At 62.7% G+C, this 15,673-nt stretch carries 16 protein-coding genes; 13 read left to right on the forward strand and 3 right to left on the reverse strand.

Features of this window, described 5'->3' with window-relative positions:
- The first annotated feature begins 114 nt into the window (after positions 1-114).
- The 5 genes from FOC40_RS01640 (at position 115) to FOC40_RS01660 (ending at position 5,237) form a co-directional block, all read left to right on the forward strand.
- Positions 115-657 carry a hypothetical protein gene (locus FOC40_RS01640; RefSeq protein ID WP_003795999.1) on the forward strand — a complete coding sequence of 181 codons (543 nt, stop codon included), beginning with the start codon at positions 115-117 and terminating at the stop codon, positions 655-657.
- Between the two features lie 57 nt (positions 658-714).
- The gene (locus tag FOC40_RS01645; RefSeq protein WP_050755239.1) at positions 715-1,242 is read left to right on the forward strand and encodes a hypothetical protein; all 528 of its coding nucleotides are present in this window, start codon (positions 715-717) and stop codon (positions 1,240-1,242) included.
- Between the two features lie 1,015 nt (positions 1,243-2,257).
- Positions 2,258-2,788, forward strand: coding sequence for a hypothetical protein (locus tag FOC40_RS10630; RefSeq protein ID WP_155844101.1), 531 nt, complete (start codon positions 2,258-2,260; stop codon positions 2,786-2,788).
- Positions 2,767-4,005, forward strand: a complete 1,239-nt coding sequence (locus FOC40_RS01655) for a S8 family peptidase (protein WP_039929626.1) — start codon at positions 2,767-2,769, stop codon at positions 4,003-4,005. Before FOC40_RS10630 ends, FOC40_RS01655 begins: the two co-directional genes overlap by 22 nt.
- Before the next feature lie 2 nt (positions 4,006-4,007).
- The gene (locus FOC40_RS01660; protein WP_003795989.1) at positions 4,008-5,237 is read left to right on the forward strand and encodes a S8 family peptidase; all 1,230 of its coding nucleotides are present in this window, start codon (positions 4,008-4,010) and stop codon (positions 5,235-5,237) included.
- A gap of 95 nt (positions 5,238-5,332) precedes the next feature.
- Here the strand turns inward: FOC40_RS01660 and FOC40_RS01665 are convergent, their stop codons facing one another.
- The 3 genes from FOC40_RS01665 to FOC40_RS01675 form a co-directional block, all read right to left on the reverse strand.
- A complete protein-coding gene (locus FOC40_RS01665) occupies positions 5,333-7,888 on the reverse strand; it encodes a heavy metal translocating P-type ATPase (protein WP_003795987.1) in 2,556 nt (851 codons plus the stop codon).
- Positions 7,889-7,973: 85 nt separating this feature from the next.
- Positions 7,974-8,219, reverse strand: a complete 246-nt coding sequence (locus tag FOC40_RS01670) for a heavy-metal-associated domain-containing protein (RefSeq protein ID WP_003795985.1) — start codon at positions 8,217-8,219, stop codon at positions 7,974-7,976.
- A gap of 15 nt (positions 8,220-8,234) precedes the next feature.
- Positions 8,235-8,525 carry a metal-sensitive transcriptional regulator gene (locus FOC40_RS01675; protein WP_003795983.1) on the reverse strand — a complete coding sequence of 97 codons (291 nt, stop codon included), beginning with the start codon at positions 8,523-8,525 and terminating at the stop codon, positions 8,235-8,237.
- Positions 8,526-8,671: 146 nt separating this feature from the next.
- On the opposite strand from FOC40_RS01675, the gene FOC40_RS01680 reads away from it, so the two are divergent.
- The 8 genes from FOC40_RS01680 (at position 8,672) to FOC40_RS01715 (ending at position 15,668) form a co-directional block, all read left to right on the forward strand.
- A complete protein-coding gene (locus tag FOC40_RS01680) occupies positions 8,672-10,153 on the forward strand; it encodes an alpha/beta hydrolase (RefSeq protein ID WP_155844102.1) in 1,482 nt (493 codons plus the stop codon).
- Positions 10,150-10,791, forward strand: coding sequence for a hypothetical protein (locus tag FOC40_RS01685; RefSeq protein WP_003795977.1), 642 nt, complete (start codon positions 10,150-10,152; stop codon positions 10,789-10,791). Before FOC40_RS01680 ends, FOC40_RS01685 begins: the two co-directional genes overlap by 4 nt.
- Before the next feature lie 132 nt (positions 10,792-10,923).
- A complete protein-coding gene (locus tag FOC40_RS01690; protein WP_003795975.1) occupies positions 10,924-11,274 on the forward strand; it encodes a hypothetical protein in 351 nt (116 codons plus the stop codon).
- Positions 11,274-12,968, forward strand: coding sequence for an alpha/beta hydrolase (locus FOC40_RS01695; protein ID WP_003795972.1), 1,695 nt, complete (start codon positions 11,274-11,276; stop codon positions 12,966-12,968). Before FOC40_RS01690 ends, FOC40_RS01695 begins: the two co-directional genes overlap by 1 nt.
- The gene (locus FOC40_RS01700; protein ID WP_003795970.1) at positions 12,965-13,639 is read left to right on the forward strand and encodes a DUF4853 domain-containing protein; all 675 of its coding nucleotides are present in this window, start codon (positions 12,965-12,967) and stop codon (positions 13,637-13,639) included. Before FOC40_RS01695 ends, FOC40_RS01700 begins: the two co-directional genes overlap by 4 nt.
- Positions 13,636-14,316 (forward strand): DUF4853 domain-containing protein, encoded by a 681-nt coding sequence (locus tag FOC40_RS01705; RefSeq protein WP_003795968.1) that lies wholly within the window; start codon positions 13,636-13,638, stop codon positions 14,314-14,316. Before FOC40_RS01700 ends, FOC40_RS01705 begins: the two co-directional genes overlap by 4 nt.
- 4 nt (positions 14,317-14,320) lie before the next feature.
- Complete coding sequence (locus FOC40_RS01710) at positions 14,321-15,004, forward strand: DUF4853 domain-containing protein (protein WP_039929624.1); 684 nt, start codon at positions 14,321-14,323, stop codon at positions 15,002-15,004.
- 4 nt (positions 15,005-15,008) lie between these two features.
- Positions 15,009-15,668, forward strand: a complete 660-nt coding sequence (locus FOC40_RS01715) for a DUF4853 domain-containing protein (protein ID WP_039929623.1) — start codon at positions 15,009-15,011, stop codon at positions 15,666-15,668.
- Positions 15,669-15,673: the final 5 nt, after the last annotated feature.

The raw sequence follows: 15,673 nt of genomic DNA on the forward strand, positions 1-15,673 counted from the left end.
TGGATCCCGGGATTAATAACGGCTTTATTGCAGTTAGTCGGCGTCGTGTGCGTACAGCCACGGCATCCCATTTCTCGCATACAATGATGAGTTAGTCTGAAAGTAGGGAAAAATATGTCCTCTCTCGTGCCTCGTCGCGCATGTGCGGCCACCTCGTCCCTGCTGCTCGCTGCCGTCGCGCTGTCGGGCTGCTCCCTCTTCGGTGGCGGTGGGTCTAAGTCCACCGATATCAGCAAGCTGCCCAACATTCCTCAGGGGCAGAAGCAGCAGCTGGTCCAGCAGATGCAGTCCGCGTCTGGCGATCAGAAGAAGCAGATCGCCGCGAAGGCTGTCGCCTTGAACAACATGGTCGGCGCGCAGCTGGTGGGCGTGGAGCCCAGCCTGATTGCTTCCCAGCAGTTCAAGCTGGATCCCAAGGGTCAGACCGTGGTCAACAAGAACGACATGGTGTACCAGATGATGTCGGCCACCGACTTTTGGCGGCTGGGCAATGACACCTACGACCTGTGCGTGGAGCAGAACTGTGAGTACTACTCGTCCTGGACTGTGGACGTGGAGGGTTCCGGCTCTGACCTGACCTACGTGTGGACTCTCAAAATTGAGGGCCCCGACCAGCCTGACAAGCCGCTGGTCCGCCGCTTCAAGGTCGCCAAGTAAGCAACCGGGCGCATTGCAGCGCTCTTTTATCTTCCATCGACAATTTAGGAGCCAACAATGACCGGAAACCCTGATCTTGAATATGACCACGAGCGCCAGACAGTAGCTGCGCCGAAGGTTGTCGAATCTTGGGGCGCCATGACAGGTTCGCGAAAGTGCACGTCTGCTCTGGGATCCGCGCAGACGTCCACTTTCTGGGGACATGAAGAAGGGCCAACAGCCGTGCGGATCCGTTCCGCTGACATGTTTGATGCTGTTTCCGAGCTACTCAATCGTGAGACGGCGATGCTTAAGGACTTTGAGGAAAAGATGCACGCTGCCATGACTCGTTTCACGGGTGCAGAATACGAGAACGCGCTGGGCTTCAAGGAAACGCAGGCTGATATGGAAGCTCAGTCAATTCGCTCAAAGGAACAGGACGAATATACGGCTCTACTCCATAGGATCGGTTTGACATTGGAAGATGTCATTCACCTGCCTGTCGACTCTGGTACCTCTACGACTGTGCCCCAGTCATCTTCCGGCGGTGCGGGAGCTTCGACCGGCAGCGGTCCAGCCACTCAGCCGAGCCAGAAGAAGATCTGAACTAACGAATAGCTTTTTGAAGGGAGTATTAGCATGGTTTCATCACCGATGTACGAACGTCTCAAAACCTTCATGGAGGCTGCCCGCGCCAATAAGGGACTGGAGGCGCGGGATAAGGATCATGCCAGGGCCTTGGAATACTTCGACGACGCTGTCGAACTCCTCCGCTCCTATCGAGACGGCCATGGCTTTACCGGTGCAACCGGTACCGCCATGGACCGCTGGGTTGACGCATCTGTCCAGCGAATTACGAAGTACCGAGAGGCATACGAGCGTGGCTTTAGGAGCTACTCGAATGGTCGTGGCGTCATGGCGACTGCACTTGCCGAGAGTGAGAAGATTTCCGCAGACCTCATTGACGCAGAGACTGAAGCAATGCGCGACGACTTGGTCGTCGCGGTTCCCGACAGTGAGCCCGGCCCGGGTATCCGCGCCATGGGCAAGCTCTTCACTACGGGCGCAGCATACGTGGAGGCTGTCGAAGCCCAGGCCAATGCACAGCGCGAAGCCGCTGCGGAGCGTATCCTCACGATGCTTAACTCCAGTACTAAGGCAATTAGCGTGGAGATGGAGGGACGGTCTAATTCTGTAGAATCCGGGAAAGGCCTGGAAGATTACGAAGAGGAAGAACGTCAGAAGGACAACAACTCCGGCGGTGGGGGAAGTAACGGCGGTGATAGCCATACTGCGGGCAGAGGGGCCGGTGGCTGGGGGTACAGTAGCGATGACGACTTCGGCCGCGCGAAGGATCGCAGCTCTACATCTGGGAATTACCCCGGAGGTTTCGACCAGCCGTGGTGGAGCGAGGCCGACGCGGCAGCAGCCCGTAGCCGCATTGTGTCTTCGGGCGCCGTGGAGACGCGCGAGCTTCCCTACGGAGAGCTCGGCTCGCGTACCAACCCCATCACGGATCCCCAGGAGCTGATGAGCAGGGATCTGCTGCACACGCGCGTCAACGGCACCACCTACCGCAACGGTGTCGTTAGCGGCCACACCCCGGCACCCCCCCGCAGATGTGGATCACCCACTGTGGCGCCTCAACGGCGGTGCTGCCTCCGACGCGAGCGCCGCAGGCCGGCTCGGTGGAGCCGGCGCGCTCGGTGCGGGTGCACTCGGTGTGCGCGGCGCTGCCCAGATGGGTACCAACGGAGCTGCAGGAGGGCTGGCCGGCATGCGTGGCATCACCGGTACGACCAACGGCCTGGGCGCCGCGGGTGCCTCCGCCCTCAAGGCCGGCTCCTACTCCGGTTCCGGCTTCGGCTCCTACACTCCCCCCGCGGGCGCAAATGGCGGCACTTCTGGTGCTGGAGGTGCTGCGGGCAGAGGTTCTGGTGGATTCATGGGCACCGGAGCCGGCGCTGGTGCTGGGGCTGGCAAGGAAGACAAGAAGCGTCGCAGGCGCCAGTACATGGCCTTCAAGTTCGAGGACGACGAGGACGCGCTGCCCGCAGGTTACGTGAATCCCCTGTCTCAGACTTACGGCTCGGATACGGATATTGCGCCGGCGAGGCGTACGGACGACGGATGGGACCCCCGCCAGTGGTGAACTTTTTCTCTCACGCTACGCTCCGTTCTCACTTCGGTTGCGAGGGGAGGGTGAGGCGCGCCGCGCGCGCCCTGACCACCGCCGCCTCCGCACTCGCGCTGGCCACAGGAGTCCTCACCCTGGCTCCGGCGCCCACGCAAGCGGACGACGCGGTGCCTTCGCAGGAATATTTTTCTTACTACTACCTGGACTCTGCTCGCGAGAAGGGCTTCACGGGTAAGGGGGTGACCATCGCCCTCATTGATGGCCCTGTCAACACTAGTGCCCCGGCCCTCAAGGGTGCCAAGATTACGGACAAGAGTCGATGCACCATCGAGGCTTCCCCGGAAAATGCGCGTCATGGTACGGATATGGCGACCATTCTGGTCTCTCCCTACACCGGTGTGGCGCCTGACGCGACTTTGTACACGTACCAAGTTTCGAACCTGACTTCGGTGTCGGGCGGAAGCTGTGACACGAGTACTGGTCGGCTTGATACCTTTGGGAAGCTCATCAATCAGGCTGTCGAGGACGGGGCCCAGATTATTTCAATTTCCCAGAGTGATCAGGATGGAACTGCTGAACTCAAGTGGGCCATTGCGAACGCGATCAGCAGGGGCGTCATCATTGTCAATTCCGCTGGAAATGGTGCCAGTGACGACAATGTGACGCACATAGGCAGGTTCTCTGGGGTCGTTGGTGTGTCCGCGATTAACGCCGACGGTACGTTCGCGTCATACTCCTCCTGGGGTGATGGTGTGGTTACCACTGCTCTCGGGGGTCCGTACAACACCTACGATGTGAACACTGGCGCACCGACGACGGTCAATGGATCATCAATCTCAGCCCCTATCGTGGCAGGCATCCTTGCTTTGACGCGTCAGAAGTGGCCTAACGCCACAACCAACCAGATTCTCCAACTCCTGGTTCACACAAGCTTGAACCCCAACCATGAGTGGAACAAATACACGGGGTATGGTGCTGCGTCTCTCGCTGACTTGATCAACACGGATCCGTCGCAGTACCCGGACGAGAACCCCATCATTCAAAAGCCCAATGGCTCCAGTCCTACCGTTAAAGAGATTCAGGACTACACGGACGGAATCGCTTTTTCCTCATATCAAGGTGACTTCCCTTCGTCTTACGTTTACCGGGGTGTAGATGAAGGTGTCGTTTCCGTAGCAGTTGAGGGAATGGAACTTCACCTGGGAACGAGTCCGCGCTACCACCGGAAGTGACCATGACATTCGCGCGATCAGACGCGCAGCTTGCGCTCCGTTCTCCCTTCGCCTTCGCGGGGAGGGCGGGGCGCGCCGCGCGCGCACTGACCACCGCTGTTTCCGCACTGGCTCTGGCCGTTGGTGCCCTGACACTGGCGCCCACCCCGGCTTTTGCTGACGATGCGGTGCCGTCACAGGATTATTTCTCCTACTATCCCCTGGATACTGTACGCGCCAAGGGGTACACCGGCAAGGGTGTCACGATCGCAGCCATTGGCGGACCGGTTGATACGAGCGACCCTGCGCTCAAGGGGGCTAAGATCACCGACAAGAGCCGCTGCACGGTGGAGGCGACCCCCGATGGGAAACGTCATGGTACCGACATGGCGATCATCTTGGTTTCACCCACGACCGGTGTGGCACCCGACGCGACCTTGTACACCTACCAGTCGTCGACTGTATCGACAACGTCGAACGGAACATGCAGCTCCGATGGTGGGCGGCTCAATACTTTCGCGAGCCTCATCAACCAGGCCGTTGAGGATGGTGCTCAGATCATTTCCGTCTCCCAAAGCGTCTCAGAGGACAGTCCTGAGCTGAAGTGGGCGATCGCCAACGCGATCAGCAAGGGCGTTATTATCGTTGCCTCTGCCGGCAACGGTGCCAGTGACGATAACGTGACGCACATAGGCAGGTTCTCTGGGGTCGTTGGTGTGTCCGCGATTAATGCCGACGGTACGTTCGCGTCATACTCCTCCTGGGGTGACGGCGTGGTCACAGCTGCTTTTGGTGGGCCCTTCAACACTTTTGACCCTGCGACAAACCAGCCGCAAACGGTCAATGGGACATCTGTTTCTGCGCCGCTCGTGGCCGGCATGCTAGCTTTGACGCGTCAGAGGTGGCCTGAGGCCACTACCAACCAGATCCTCCAGCTCCTGGTTCGCACGGGCCTGAACCCCAATCACAATTGGGATCAATACACGGGCTATGGTGCGGCGGCTCTGGGGTCGTTGGTCAACACGGATCCGTCGCAGTACCCGGATGAGAACCCCATTATTCCAAAGCCTAATGGCTCTTCCCCCAGTGTCGATGAGATGCAGGACTACATGGACGGGATCGCAGGGGCCACGCTGACAGATTCCTTTCCGTCGTCCTACGTCTATCGCGGAACAGACGAGGGAATCCTCTTGAGGGACAACAAGACAATCACCGTCCACCTGGGAACGAGCCCGCGCTACCACCGGAAGTGACCATGAGATTCGAGCGATCAAGCGCGCACCTCGTAATACGACAAGTGCCGCGCAGCCGGATGCCCGGCCACGCGGCACTCGTGCCGTTTGTGCGGCTACTTCGCGGTGCGCAGGCGCAGCGAGTTGAGGACCACGAACACCGACGAGCATGCCATCGCGGCGCTCGCCAGCATGGGGGAGAGCAGGCCCGCGATCGCCAGCGGCACCATCAGCACGTTGTAGAAGAACGCCCAGAACAGGTTCTCCTTGATGATGCGCAGCGTCCGGCGCGACACTCGTATCGCGGTCGCTGCCGATGTCAGCGACGAGTTCATGAGCGTCATGTCCGCGACCTCGATCGCCACGTCCGTGCCCGATCCCATTGCGATGCCCAGGCCCTTCGCGCTCGCCTGCGCCAGGGCGGCCGCGTCGTTCACGCCGTCGCCCACCATTGCGACCGTGCGACCCTCGGCCTGCAGGTCAGCGACGGTGTCGCGCTTGCCGTCGGGCAGGACGCCCGCGATGACGCGCTCGATCCCGACCTGATCCGCGACGTGGCGGGCCGCCGCCTCGTTATCGCCGGTCAGTAGGATCGGTTCGATGCCAAGCTCGCGCAGCTGGGCGATCGCATCCGCGGAGGAGTCCTTGACCGTGTCGCGCACGACGAGTGCGGCGATCGCGCGGCCTTCGACATGCTCGGGGATCACCAGGGACGAGGTCGGGGCCCCCTCCCGCTCGCCCGCGCCCGGGGTGGTGCCGGGCTGGGTGGGGGTACCGGTATCCCCACTCGCGCTGCCGCCAGCCGCGGGTGCGCCATCGGCGGTCGCGGCCTCAGAACGGGAGGTGACGGTGCCGGAATACCCGGCGGCGTTGACGACGGCCTCGAGCTCCTCGTCGCTGTGAGGGGCGGTGAGTGTGATGCGAGCGGATTCGGTGGCGAGGTTGACCTCTGCCTTCACGCCGTCGAGCTTGCCGAGCTTGCGTTCGACGCGGCTAACGCAGGATGCGCAGGTCATGCCGCCCACGCTCATGGTGAGCGTCGCGAGGGGCAGTTTGGCGTCGGGGCCGGGCAGGACGACGTGCGTGTGGGCCTCCGGCATGGGGGTGACGGCTTCGGTGGTCGCTACTTGGCCGAGCTGCGGCGCGAGGGCGGCGACGACGGCGGAGGCGCCCGAGGCCTCGGCCTCGCGCACGGCATCAAGGAGGGAAGTGGGCACGTCGATGCCCAGGGAAGCCAGCCACGACGGGCGCCCGACCAGCACGCCGCCCTGGGAGGTGATGCCGACGACGCCGAGCCCGGGCCGGTTCGCGAACGCCGTCACGGGGACGAGCGACAGGCCGCGGTCCGCGGCGCCCGACGTGATAGCGCGGGCGACGGGGTGCTCGGAGTGGGACTCGACGGAGGCGGCGAGGGACAGGGCCGAGGCCTCTCCCGCGCCGGGTGCGACCGCGACCGACTCGAGGGACATGACGCCCGTGGTCACCGTGCCCGTCTTGTCGAGCAGCATCGTGTCGATCGAGCGCGTCTGTTCGAGGATTTCCGCGTTCTTGATGAGGATGCCGAGCTGCGAGGCGCGCCCCGACCCGACGAGGATCGCGGTGGGCGTGGCCAGGCCGAGCGCGCACGGGCACGCCACGACGAGGACGGCGACGGCCGCCGTGAACGCGGCCTGCACGCTGCCGCCCGCGAGCAGCCAGCCCCCGAGGGTGAGCAGGGAGACGGCGATGACGATCGGGACGAACACGCCGGAGATCTGGTCCGCGAGGCGCTGGACGGGGGCCTTGCCCGCCTGGGCCTCGGCGACCATGCGCCCGATCTGCGCGAGCGTCGTATCCGAGCCGACGCGCGTGGCGCGCACCAGCAGGGATCCCCACGTGTTGACGGTCGCGCCCGTCACCGTGTCGCCGGGGGCTGCGTCCACGGGCACGGACTCGCCCGTCAGGAGCGAGGTGTCCAGGGCGGAGGAACCCTCGACGATGACGCCGTCGGTCGCCACCTTCTCGCCCGGGCGCACCGCAAAGAGGTCGCCAACCTGCAGGGACGAGGCGGGCACGACCGTCTCCGTGCGCTCGCCGGTTGCGGGATCGACGCTCACGAGCGTCGCCTCCTTCGCGCCCATGCGCAGCAGCGACCGCAGCGCGTCGCCAGCGCGGTAGCGTGCGCGCGCCTCCAGGTAACGACCCGTCAGCAGGAACACGACGATCATGCACGCGCCCTCGAAGTAGATCTCCGCGTGGCCGGCGTGCGCCGCGCGCGGGATCAGGCTCATGTGCATGCGCATGCCGAGCATCCCGGCACCGCCCCACAGCAGCGCCCACCAGCTCCACAGCGTCGAGGAGATGACGCCGAGGGAGACCAGCGTGTCCATCGTCGTCGACCCGTGGCGACCCGCCGCGAAGGCCGCCCGGTGGAAGGGCCACGCGCCCCACGTGACGACCGGGATCGAAGCTACCGCGACGACCCACTGCCACCCCGTGAACTGCCAGGCGGGCACCATCGACAGAATCATCGCGAGGATGCCCAGCGGCGCGCAGACGATGAGGCGTCGGCGCAGGTCGGCGGCATGGGCGTGTGTACCCTCGCCGACCTGGGGGGTCGGGTCCGAGGCCGGGGGTGCCTCGTGCGAAGAAGCGGTAGTTATGCGGTTGGGAGTCACGGAGTCAGTGGACATGGGTACCCTCCGGGGGTATGTATTTGGCGAAAGGAAACGAGGCCGGGGAAAGTGTCCCGGCCTCGTCGTTGAGGCGTGGAAATCCTCAGAAGTCGCGCGCGATGCCGACCAGCGTGAAGCCGGCCTCGGAGACCGCGTCGCTCAGTGCCGCGTCGTCCAGGGGGGTGTCGGTCAGGACCGTCACCTTGGAGGTGCCGCCCGAGTTGAGGATGACCTCGACGTTCTTGACGCCGGGGATCTCGCTCAGCTCCTCGCTGACGCTCATCACGCAGTGGCCGCAGGTCATGCCGTCGACGGACAGTTCAATGGTGCGATCGATATCGGTGGTCATGATGTCTCCTTGTTATTAGGACTTAATGAGGCGCGCGATGGCCGCGGCCGCCTCGTTGACTTTGGCCTGCGCGGCCTCGTCGGATTCGCGCGCCGCCGTGACGACGCAGTGGTTCATGTGGTCTTTGAGCAGGTTGACCGCGACCGAATCGAGCGCGGACTGGACGGCCGAGACCTGCGTGAGGATGTCGATGCAGTACTCGCCCTGCGAGATCATGCGCTGCAGGCCGCGTACCTGGCCTTCGATGCGGCGCAGGCGCGCGAGATGATTCTCGGTGTTGCCGTGGTAGCCGTGCTCGTTGCTCATGAGACTGAGTGTACCCCTAGGGGGTATGGGTGTCAAGGGGGTGCTGTCAACACGGGCTGTGGGGGTGGCGACACGCATCCCCCAATGCGGCGCGCCCGGCTCCCACCCGCCGTAGGGTGGAGGCAGCACACAGGTAAGGAGGGGACATGAAGCGACGCCCGCGTCGGCGCTACCGAGCGATTCGCCGTGTCCCCCAGGCCTATCCCGGCCTCTACCTGCGCCTCAAAGTCGCCCCCGTCCTGCCCGCTCTCGCGGCCACGGTCGCAGTTGGAGCGCTCGTGGAAATCTCCGCCCTGCCCGAGGACGTGCGCTCCCGCGCGCGCTCCCTCTCGGACGACATGGGAACCGCGATCAGCGAAAAATCGCAGCGTATCTTCTTCGATACCCCCGGCCTCGACACCCTCCTCATCCGCTCCCTCTCGCACGTCGCCCGGCGCACCGCGACCGTCGGGCGCGCGTGGGCGCGAACGGTCGTTGCGATCGGCGCAGACAGGGACGGGCGCATGGCCCGCATGCTGCCCCTCATCCCCAGGCGCGGATACGACGCCCTCATGACCGGCATGCTCACGATTGGCACCGCTGTGGGCGCGCTGCGCGGCGGCGCGGTCCACGTCGCCCTGCTGCGCGACTCGGACGCCGACCCCGCCTTCCAGGAGCCGCTCCCCGGCCACCCCGAGGCCCAGATTCGCCGCGTCGACGCCCCCGCGCTCCTCTCCGACATGTGCGCCGATATCGACGAGCTCTACTGGTCGCGCACGATCGGCCCCGCCGTCAAGATCACCCGCGTCGGTGAGGGCGATGCCCGCCGCTGGCTCCTCTCCCTGGTCGGCACCGAGTCCATGACCTGGCGCTCCACCAATAACCCCGCCGACGCCGAGACGAACATCCGACTCATGCTCGGCCTGGAAAGCGCGATGAGCGTCGGCGTCGTGCGCGCGCTGCACGCCGCCATGGAACGAGATGGGGTGCCCACCGATCGGTGGAAGCGTGAACCCGTCCTCATCTGCGGCCACTCCCAGGGCGGGATCGTCGCCGCCGCCCTCGCCTCCGTCCCCGCCGATGAGGCCGGGGTTAACGTCGCCGGCATCCTGTCCACGGGCGGCCCGAACCGCCGCATCCGCGTGCGCCCCGACGTGGTGACCGTCGCCGTCTACCACGACCAGGACGTCATGCCGAGCCTCGACGGCTCTCCCGACCGTGCCCCCGACCGGCGCGTCACCGTCGGACGGAGCCTCGTGAGGCCTCGTACCCGCCCCCTCTACTACGCACACTCCTCCTCGACCTACACCGAGACCGTCCGCCTCCTCGAGCGCAAGGTTCGCGTCACCCCGTGGGGCCGGCTGGCCTCGTCGATGGCTGCTCTGCAGGATTTCCTGCCGACTTCCGGCGAGCCCACGCGCGTCATGCACTACGAGATCTGGCAGGACATCCTGACCCCGACCTCCGAGAGCACGTGGGACACGGTCGCCGCGCTTGAACGCGGGGGCTCCTTCGAACCTGCCACCTACCCGATCGACTATGCGGTCACGGCCCCCCGCCTGCCCCGTATCGCCCGAGCCAGGCGCCGCGCGGCCCTCCCGCCGCGCATCGCTTCCGCTCTCTCCTCCCTCAGAAAGGACAGGTCATGACCGACCCCAACGCCCCCCTGCGCGAGGTGCGCCGATGGATGCGCGTCTCGACCCCCGTCAACAAGGCGGCCTCCGCGGGCCTGCGCGGTCGGCTCCCGCAGATCGCCGGGCCGCTCATGATCGGCGCGCTCGGCGTGGGTGCCCTGGGTGCGGGCATCGCGTGGCGCGCCCTGTCCTCGACGAGGGGCACCGGGCGCACGCAGCGCTTCGTGGACCTCGCGACTGCGGCGCTGGACTCCGGCTTCCCTGTGCGTGCGCACGAGGCCGGTGCGAGTGAGGGTCGCGCGCCGCGCCGCGTCGTCCACGTCGAGGTTGGCGAGGGCTTCGGGCGCCCCTCCCTCGTGTCCATCGACATCGTCGTGGCCTCCTCGGACGCGCTGTCGGAGCACGAGGCTGCCACGCGCGCCCTCGACGCGATCACCCGGGCAACCTGGAACAATCCCGAGATGGCGCCGGTCAGCGTGCGCGCACGAGTCCTCCTCGCTCACGACGAGGCCGGCGATCTTGAGGCCTCCGGTGCGCAGACCGACACGGTCGTCGACATGAGCGCCCTCGGCTTCGCCGACGAGATCGCGCGCCCCGACGAGCTGTACGACCGCTACGGCGCGCCCGAGTGCGACCCGGCGTGGAGGCCGTGACCGGCAGGTGAGAGTCGGCTTCGTCTTTTTGATGAGGCGGGGTGTCCCACCCCTTGGGGGCGCTGTTGTTCGCCTTATGACCGTTTGGTAGGGTCTGGCTTATCGGCACCGAAGTGACGTTGAAGGAGCATCATGGTCGGCGATCTAGTCATCGAAGAGGGGGACCTCGAAGTCCTGCGCGACCGCACGAGGGATGTGGCCAGCAGACTGCAGTCGGTGTCCGTCGCGACGGCGGGCGACTACATCTCCTCCGGGGTTGGCGGGAGCGAGCTCGCGGGGCTGGGACGTAGCGCCGGCGAGACGATCGACGACGCGGTTATGGCAGTGTCGCGCGACCTGGATGATTTCTCCCAGTCCGTGAATGACTCGATCAACGCCTATAACGCGACCGAAAATGACGCTGCGGTGACCTTCCAGCAGACCGCCCACGGCGGTCCGGCGATGACGATGGACGACCTGCGACGCAAGATGGAGGAGCAGTAATGGCAACCTGGGCGGACATTCAGAGCTGGGACCACAACGCCATCATCGAGGCCGAGGACCTCATCGAGGAAAAGGTGCGTGAGGCGCGCGAGATCATCGCCGACCTCGAGCACGCTGCGAACGATATCCGATCTCAGGGCGAGGGACCTGATCGGATGCGTCAGCGGCTCACCGAGATCCAGGACAAGCTGGACTCGCGCCTCAACGAACTCACCGAATACGCGCTGGCGACCGCGGAGCTGCACGGGTACGTGAGCCGGGTGGTGGCTATTCGCGAATCGGCGTACGAGGTCGCGGCGGAGCTTCATGAGACGATTCCGGAGAGTGGTTATGTAATGACGCCACCGATGGAGATGAGTAACAATCCTGATCGGTATGAGAAATACCGGGATCTGCATGCGTGCATTAAATCCGCGGTTGACCTGGCAACCGAGGCGGAAACAACCGTTGGCCCCAGGTTCAAGGCTCTGGCCGACGGCCAGTATGCCCTGGCCGAGGGGCGCCACTCGGAGTCCGCGGGCCTGGCAAATGATGCTGACCCCTCGTGGACCCCCGAGGAAGTCTCCGTGTGGTGGAAGCTGCTTTCCGATTCCGAGCGCGAGGCGCTCATCAACAGGGATCCCGAGAAATACGGAAACTTGGATGGCATCGACATGGCGTCGCGAGCTAAGGCAAATGAGCTTGCGTTGAATGGGTACTTCGACGCCGCGGGAAATCGGATTCCGGGACTACTTGAGAAAGCGCAGAAGGAGTACGACGAAGCGAAAGCTGCATATGAGAAGGGTAAGGATTCATTCTGGGGTAGTCAGTATAGTGATGATGAAGGATATGAACGCCTTCTCAACGCTCACAATAAACTGAATGATCTCAAAGCCATCAAAAAAGCCCTTGATGCTAAGTCAGATAACTCACTTGGTGACAATTCAGATATCTCACTTATTTCTCTTGAGTATGGTGAACCTGGAAAAAATGTGCTTGCTGCGTTGGCTATTGGAGATGTCGATAACGCTGAGTATGTCGCGACTCTGGTTCCCGGTATGACGACGAACTGTCGTGATAGCACCGCCCTCAACCTCAGTTACGCATCTAACCTGCGAGACGCTGCGGTTAAAGCAGGGGCTGATCGGGGAAACGTTGCCACCATCGCATGGCTTGGCTATGATGCGCCTCCAGCCTTGCCGGATCCGAGTGTCGCATCGACCGCACAAGCGGAAGCGGGGGCGGTTTCTCTTCGGAATTTCATGACGGGCATTCACTCTTGGCGCGCAGAGCGGGGTCTCGATGTGTACCAGACCGGAATCACCCATTCCTATGGATCGACAACCGGTGGTATTGCGATGCGCAGCATTGGTAAGGACGTGGTCGACGGCTTTGCGTATACGGGCTCACCCGGTGCGGGCGTCGCGTCAGTCGGAACCCTTGGCGTCGACAAAGATCATGTCTGGGTGTCTGCTGTCCCCCATCACGACGTTGTCCAGGGGGTAGGGACGGATGGAGACTTTGGTCTCGATCCCAAGGACCTTAAGGGCATTGGACATTTGTCGGGAGATGCAAGTGGGGCAAAAGACTATTCGACATTTGGCCTTAATCCGGTTGCTAATCACTCGAGTTACTTTGTTGCCCCTGAAGCCGGAAAAGAGAATCATGCTCTCGATGACCTCGGCAAGGTGATCGCCGATGCCAAGGAACGATGATGAAAAAGAAGGTGCTGTCCTGTCTGTCGGCTCTGTCGGTGTCCTGGCTGCTTGCAGCGTGCGTGCCGGGGCTGTCGGATGATGCTGGCCTGTATTTTGGGCGCAGCAGTGGCAGTATCCCGCTCTCCGAGGGGCAGACGACGGAGGTTCACATCAGGGATACCCTGCCCCGGTATCTGGGCATCATCGAGGAGGTCGTCGTCGAGTCCGGTGGCGTGCTAGGAGTCAGTGGCAAGAATCGAGTTGACGGTTGCGCGACGAAGGACACGGCCGACATGGATATCCACTGGATGATGATGGTTATTCCTGCGATCGATTATGAGGATTTGCGTCGGATGGTTGTCGAGGGGGCGCAGCGTAACGGCTTCGGATATTCGTGGGATCCGGTACGCAGAGATAAACTCAACTCTCGCACTGTTACTGTCGGGGATGAATACGGGAATAAGCTGAGTTTCTATCACCACGAGGCTAAGGACGGCATTGTCATTGATTTGTATTCGGGGTGTATGTTCCCGTCCCAGCCTCTCGATCCGGACACCCCGCGGTGGTCATATCCGCTTCCTAGCCTTGAAGAGATGTTTCCGAATCTGACAATCGTGCAGGCCTTTGATGATAACGGCGATGAGAATCCTGAGTTGCGTCCGCAGTCGGGAACTCAGTCGGGGGGATGAATATGACGAAGAAGTGGACTCCGGCACGCGTGGGTGCGTGGTGCGTCGCGGTGGCGGCGGTGCTCGTCTTCTGCTGGCTGACGTTGATGCGGTTCGGCGGTGTCGTGCCCTTCCGTGAGCGTCAAAGCCTTGAAGCCTACGTTGATGAGAGGCTGCCTCAGATTTCACAGATTGCCGGGCAGGTGGCCGCCGAGACCGGTGGTGAGCTGACGGCGATGGGCTTGCCGTACGTACAGGTGTGTGGCAGTGGTGATACCCAGGGGTATCGGGTGGTTGGCTACACCACGGTGGCTCCGTCGATGTCCTTTGAGCAACTCGAGAAACTGGTGACAGAAAACAAGCCCGATTGGGCGGTGGCCGTGCAGGTTGAAAAGGAAAAAGACAGGGATGCTACTCGGGATATTCGGCTGATCGACACCTATGGTGGCCTTGCCGAGTTCAAGTTTTCGGAGGACTCTATCGCCATGAGGTCGCGCTCCGCGTGTTTGCCGACGGATAAGCCCCTGGATGATCCGGGTCAGTTCGTTCTGCCGTCGGTGGAGGAGGCGTTCCCGGGCGTGCACGTGACGGTCAGCGACAACACGGATCCTGACCTGCACCCGGTCCCCACGCTCACCCCGGGCGCTCACGTCACCCCCCAGTCCGGCGCCCAGAGCGGCGCCCAGTCGGGGGAGTGATGGTATGAGTTCTCGGTGGATGATGACAGCGGCTGCCGCCTGCACTTCGCTGCTCCTTGCAGCGTGCGTGCCGGGGCTGTCGGATGACGCTGGCCTGTATTTTGGGCGCAATGACGGGAGTGAGGCTATCTCGGAGCGTCAGACTGTGGAGGTTTACATCCGTGATACTGCACCTCGGTATGCGGGCATCATTGAGGACGTTGCACGCGAAGCCGGTGGTGTTCTTGGGGTTAATGGCGATTCTCGATATCGTGATTGCGCGACGCGGGATGAGACAGAGGTCAATATCGCTTGGGCGGACTTGTACGTCGCATTAATCGACTATGACGACCTGCGTCGGATCGTCTGGGAGGGGGCTCAGCGCAACGGTTTTGCCTACTCAGCAACACCGGACTACAGCGGAAAGTACAATAGCCGAAGTGTTGCCGTTGGGGACGAGGGCGGGACTCTTGTCGCTTTTACCCATCTTGAGGGCAAGGGCTTCATCAACATTAGCTTTCATTCGGGGTGCATGCTTCCAACTCATACCTATGATTTGGATACCCCGTACAAGCAATTGCCACTTCCTTCTGTTGAAGAAATGTTCCCGAACCTCAGGATTGTTGATGCTTTTGACGAAAACTCCAATCTGAACCCGGAGTTGAGGCCGCAGGCCGGGCCCCAAAGCGGTGCCCAGTCGGGGGAGTGATGGCATGAGTTCTCGGTGGGTAGTGGCAGCCAGCGCTGCCTGTGCTTCGCTGCTTTTGGCGGCTTGTTTTCCGGAACTGCCGGACTCTGTCCCCTACCCAGATAGCGGAAGCGTTCCCGTGACCGAACGCCAGACGTTGGAGGCCTTTGTCAGCGGCACGATGCCTCGGTACATGAGCATTATCGAGGAGGTTGCGATGGAATCGGGAGGGGTTATCGCTGACGTCGGGCACTCGGAGAGTTGGGCCTGTCGATCTGCAGTCAATGGGTACGAGATTAGTGCGGTTCGCTTTAATATTCCGCTGATCGATTTTGATGATCTGCGCCGGATTGTCGGAGATGCTGCTCAGCGCTACGGGTACAGTTATTCGACGGATCCGGTTCCTCGGGATAAGGAGAATATGCGTAGTGTTGGTCTTGGCGACCAGGATGGCAATTCTCTCATATTTGATCACTTCGAAGATGACGTTATCTTTGTCCAATTCTCTTCCGGATGCCTGCCGTCTTTGCGTTCCAGGGACATCTACGGCCAATTTGCGCTCCCATCCGTGCAAGAGATGTTCCCTCGCTTAACAGTCGTCGACGCGTACGATGCGAATGAGCAGAGGAATCCGTTGATTTTCCGTCAGGTGACGACGGGCTCTGATAAGAAGTCGGGGAGTTGAGGGCG

Source organism: Schaalia odontolytica, from assembly GCF_009730335.1.
Classification (GTDB): domain Bacteria; phylum Actinomycetota; class Actinomycetes; order Actinomycetales; family Actinomycetaceae; genus Pauljensenia; species Pauljensenia dentiphila.